General features: G+C 64.3%; 4 protein-coding genes. All 4 read left to right on the forward strand.

Annotation, left to right across the window (positions count from 1 at the left end; genetic code table 11):
- The first annotated feature begins 128 nt into the window (after window positions 1-128).
- The 4 genes from AB4Y86_RS14005 to AB4Y86_RS14020 all read left to right on the forward strand — a co-directional run bounded on the left by AB4Y86_RS14005 (window position 129) and on the right by AB4Y86_RS14020 (window position 3,520).
- The gene (locus AB4Y86_RS14005) at window positions 129-1,373 is read left to right on the forward strand and encodes a benzoate/H(+) symporter BenE family transporter (RefSeq protein WP_441402814.1); all 1,245 of its coding nucleotides are present in this window, start codon (window positions 129-131) and stop codon (window positions 1,371-1,373) included.
- A gap of 108 nt (window positions 1,374-1,481) precedes the next feature.
- Window positions 1,482-2,189, forward strand: coding sequence for a histidine phosphatase family protein (locus AB4Y86_RS14010; RefSeq protein WP_441402815.1), 708 nt, complete (start codon window positions 1,482-1,484; stop codon window positions 2,187-2,189).
- A 9-nt stretch (window positions 2,190-2,198) separates the two neighbouring features.
- Window positions 2,199-2,753 carry a DUF3090 domain-containing protein gene (locus AB4Y86_RS14015; RefSeq protein WP_441402816.1) on the forward strand — a complete coding sequence of 185 codons (555 nt, stop codon included), beginning with the start codon at window positions 2,199-2,201 and terminating at the stop codon, window positions 2,751-2,753.
- Complete coding sequence (locus tag AB4Y86_RS14020) at window positions 2,753-3,520, forward strand: SCO1664 family protein (protein ID WP_441402817.1); 768 nt, start codon at window positions 2,753-2,755, stop codon at window positions 3,518-3,520. Before AB4Y86_RS14015 ends, AB4Y86_RS14020 begins: the two co-directional genes overlap by 1 nt.
- Window positions 3,521-3,813: the final 293 nt, after the last annotated feature.

Below are 3,813 nucleotides of genomic sequence, written 5' to 3' on the forward strand. Positions count from 1 at the left end.
GAGTGCAGACTCCAGGGCGCCAGTCTTTTTTGCCGCCCGTGCCAGGAGCCCGAATGCTGCCATYCCGTCAGGACCCATCCGCCGTTTCCCATGGGGAGGCTGCTGTTGCGGCTCCGGTAAGTCAAAGCGTGCTGGAGCGCCCGGGCGTCCGTCCCGCCGGTGTGCGCTCGGTCCTCCGTGACCTGAGTGTGCCGTATGTTTCCAACGGCGTGATCGGCCTCATCTTCTCCGCTTCGGGACCAATAGCTGTAACCCTGGCCGTGGGAACGGCGGGAGGACTTACCGAAGGCCAACTCGCGTCTTGGGTGTTCGGCATCCTTTTTTCGGGTGGGGCAGCCACCCTGGTCATGTCTCTCCTCTATCGACAGCCTCTGGGCTTCGCCTGGTCCATTCCAGGGACGGTGCTGCTGGGCCCATCCCTGCAGCACCTGTCCTTTCCGGAAGTGGTGGGCGCATTCTTCACATCCGGAATTCTCGTCCTGGCCTTGGGCGCCACCGGAGTAGTGCGGCGGATCATGGCGTTGGTCCCGATGCCGATCGTCATGGCCATGGTGGCAGCCGTATTCCTCAAGTTCGGCACCGACATTGTCGCCTCAACCCAGTCGAACCCCCTGGTGGCCGCTCCGATGGTGGCCGCGTTCTTGATCCTGACAGCCGTGCCCGCCCTTGGCAGGTTCCTACCACCGGTGCTCGGCACCCTTGTGGTTGGGTGCCTCGCCGTGGCGGCCAGTGGTCAATTCTCATTCCACGGGGGCGGCCCGCTTCTGGCCACACCAGTCTTCACCCCTCCCGAATTCACCTGGGCAGCACAACTCGAGCTCGTTGTGCCCCTGGCCCTCACCGTGCTTTTCGTTCAGAACGGCCAGGGCATCGCAGTCCTCCGTGCCGCCGGCCACAATCCGCCGGTGAACGTCTTCGCCATCGTTTCGGGCGCATTTTCGTTGCTCAACGCCGGCTGCGGCGCGGTCTCAGCCTGCGTGACGGGCCCCACCAATGCACTCCTGACGTCTTCAGGAACCAAGCAGCGCCAATACACGGCTGCCGTGGTGTTCGGCATCCTGGCCGTAGGCTGCGCCCTCCTGGCTCCCGCCCTCACTCGGCTCATGCTCGCCACCCCAAAGGAATTCATCCTTGCCCTGGGGGGTATTGCCATGCTGCGCGCGCTCCAGCAGGCCTTTGTGACCGCCTTTGCCACGACGTTCTCGCTGGGGTCCCTGGTGACATTCGTCGTGACCATGTCAGGCATAAGTCTCTTCAACATCCACCCGGCATTCTGGGGACTGGTCTTCGGCTACGCGGTGTCACGGATTCTTGAACGCGCCGACCACGCCAAGGCCGGTCAATGCGTGCCGACTCCGCCTGGGCGGCTTTGAGCGCGTCAGCGTGCTTGAAGGGAAGGGTCCGCCAGTGCATTATCGCCTGTTCGACGCGCTACCCGGTACGTTTCGCCCCGCCGTCGAGCGGGTGGTTAGGCTGGCAGGATGGCGACAGTAATTCTCGTGCGGCACGGCCGCACCACAGCCAATGCCACTGGACTGCTCGCCGGTCGGGCCGTCGGCGTCAGGCTGGACCAGCTCGGGCGCGACCAGGCGGCTCTGACCGGAGACCGGCTCGCGGCCGTGCCCGTAGTGGGGGTGGTGTCGAGCCCACTTGAGCGTTGTCAGCAGACCGCCCAGCTCATCCTCGATCGCCAGGCTGGCACACCGTACGCGCCGATCGATCCCGATCTCACCGAGTGCGATTACGGCCAGTGGCAGGGCCGCACGCTCAGTGATCTCGCGACCGAGGATTTGTGGCCGGTTGTGCAGTTGCAACCGTCCGCCGTCGTCTTTCCCGGCGGTGAATCCATGGCCGCGATGCAGTCTCGGTCGGTGGCAGCGATTCGACGCCACGATGCAGCCTTCGAAGCCGAGTTCGGGCCAGGGGCGGTGTGGGTGGCGGTGAGTCACGGTGACATCATCAAGTCAATCCTCGCCGACGCGCTCGGCATGCACCTAGACCTGTTCCAGCGTATAAACGTGGGCCCCGCCTCGGTATCGATCGTGCGCTACGGCGCCAGTCGGCCGAGCGTTTACGCGACCAACACGGACGCGGGTGATCTGTCGTGGCTGTCAAACGGCATGCCCTCCGGCGATGCGCCGGTGGGCGGCGGTGCAGGGCAAAAGGCGCCCTGCACCGCTTGTGCCTAAAATACTTACATGCCTACACGTGTTCACGAGTTTGCCTGGCCTGATCGGGTCGTTGTTGGCACCATTGGCCTTCCGGGGGCGCGCACGTTCTACCTGCAGGTCCGCGCAGGGACGCAGATGGTAAGTATTGCCCTCGAAAAGCAGCAGTCGGCTCTGCTCGCGGAGAAGATCGACGAAATTCTCGACCAGCTCATCACCGTCGAGGGCAACCCCTTCAGCGTTCCCAGGGGTACTCCCATTGAACTTGTTGACAATGACCAGCTCGAGGCCGTTCAGGAGCAGTTTCGCACCGGTGCCATGAGCTTAGGTTGGGACCCAACCACGGCCCAGGTCGTAATTGAGGCCTACCCCATCACCGACGCCGACGCCGATGACAACGGCAGCCCGCTCGATGAGGACGGCGCTGAAGTGCCCGAGATGCTGCTGGTACGAATGCCGGTCGGCACCGCCCGAGCGTTCGCCAAGCGCACGCGCGAGATCGTGGGCGCCGGGCGTCCGGCGTGCGCGCTCTGCGGTTACCCCGTAGACGCCGACGGGCACATCTGTACCCTTCCCGGGGTCTGATGCCAGCGCCGGACCTGTTGACGGCCGAGCTGACGCTTACCGGGCGCATTACGACGGCGTCGAACGCCACCTTCCTGGGCCGCATCGGCGACACGACGGTTGTCTATAAGCCAATAGCCGGTGAGAAATCGCTGTGGGATTTTCCCGACGGCTTCCTTGCCCACCGGGAGGTCGCCGCCTACCTGGTTTCGGAAGTCCTCGGCTGGAACGTGGTTCCACGCACGTGGCTGCGTGATGGTCCGTTCGGCGCAGGGATGGTGCAGCTGTGGCAGGAGGCAGATCCCGACCAGAACGCGGTGGACCTCGTTGCGTCAGAGGGCGCCCCGGAGGTCGGCTGGAAACACGTTCTCGAGGGACGAGATGCGAACGGGCAGATGGTTGCCCTCGTTCACGAAGACTCGCCAGCGCTCAGACGCATGGCGGTGTTCGACGTCATCGTCAACGACGCCGATCGAAAGGGGGACCACATTCTTGCCATGCCTGACGGACACCGGCACGGTGTGGACCATGGGCTCACCTTTCACCGTGACCACAAGCTACGCACAGTGCTGTGGGGTTGGCTGGGAGACGCTCTGACCGCCGAGGAACGCGACGGCATCGAGCGTGTCAGCGAAGGAATGCAGGGTGGGCTTGGCCGAAACTTGGCGGACTTGCTCAGCGCCGAAGAAATCGCTTCGCTTGCCGCGCGCTGCGCCCGGTTACGCTCGGCAGGGCGGTTTCCGGCCCCGAGCGGTGAGATGCCGGCGGTGCCCTGGCCGCTATTCTAAATAGGAATCACGGCTACGGGCTTCGCGAGCTGCGGCAGGTTATTGGCATGGATCCTAGGCCGCCACAACATTCCGCAGCGGTTGCTGGCCGCCCCTCGTGTCCGAGACAATTCGACCCGCCCCCAGTGGCAACCAAACGCTGGGCAGACCCTCCGGAGAAACTATGTTTGAAACAGTCGTTCGAGACGGGGTCGTCTTGAAGCCTCTTGAGACGTGGCAGGCCCGGGAGTTTGCCGAGCATATGAGCAGGGCCAGAGACCATATCCGGCCGTGGGTCGGACCGGCCTTTGTCA

The organism is Arthrobacter sp. 2YAF22_2 (assembly GCF_052114645.1).
Taxonomy (GTDB): domain Bacteria; phylum Actinomycetota; class Actinomycetes; order Actinomycetales; family Micrococcaceae; genus Arthrobacter.

Bases quoted from the DNA above. Each gene is read 5' to 3' on its own strand.
- AB4Y86_RS14010 (WP_441402815.1), top strand. From the start codon at position 1,482: ATGGCGACAGTAATTCTCGTGCGGCACGGCCGCACCACAGCCAATGCC.
- AB4Y86_RS14015 (WP_441402816.1), top strand. From the start codon at position 2,199: ATGCCTACACGTGTTCACGAGTTTGCCTGGCCTGATCGGGTCGTTGTT.
- AB4Y86_RS14020 (WP_441402817.1), top strand. From the start codon at position 2,753: ATGCCAGCGCCGGACCTGTTGACGGCCGAGCTGACGCTTACCGGGCGC.